Source organism: Glycomyces halotolerans (assembly GCF_054779575.1).
In genome coordinates, this window is the sequence record NZ_BAAGXZ010000088.1 from 1 (window position 1) to 502 (window position 502).

General features: G+C 42.0%; 2 protein-coding genes. Both read right to left on the reverse strand.

Features of this window, described 5'->3' with window-relative positions; genetic code table 11:
• The coding region (locus tag ACYVL2_RS20170; RefSeq protein ID WP_460546587.1) for an adenosylcobinamide-GDP ribazoletransferase at positions 1 to 259 on the reverse strand (259 nt) is incomplete at its 3' end.
• Positions 250 to 502, reverse strand: a 253-nt coding sequence (locus tag ACYVL2_RS20175) for a P-loop NTPase family protein (protein WP_460546588.1), incomplete at its 5' end; no start/stop codon positions are given. The genes ACYVL2_RS20170 and ACYVL2_RS20175, both read right to left, overlap by 10 nt.

The following is a 502-nucleotide window of genomic DNA, read 5'->3' on the forward strand; positions in this document are numbered from 1 at the left end:
CATCTAAGTGTAAGCCTCCTGTGAGTATCCCACCAGCTAGCATAAGCAAAATAGCCGTCGTGACAGTGCTAACCCCTAACCATTCTAGACCTAAAAATAGCCCATAGCTAACTGCTCCTATACAAGCGCCAATCCATGGTAGAAAATAAAGTGCTTTGGCCGTGCGCTTTTCCGTCCATTGAATTGTTTTTGCTGTTGGCAAGATTGTAAAAAACTGCAGTGCTAAGCGCGCGATGACCATCCACTCTTTTACTGCCATGCTGTTTCATCTCCCTTATAGTAGCAGGAAATACCCGCTTCTACACAAATCGCTAAGTCTGCTTGATTCACAATCTCCTGATGAATTCGCCCCAATAACTTCATATATGTAAACGTAGGTCCCTTTAGGACGCTCTCTTCAAACAACTCGTTTGATACAATGATAAGATGCTGACATCGCTCATTCAATTGATGAATTACTCCTACCATTTTGTTGAATAGTTCGTTTGCTTTCAAATGAGAT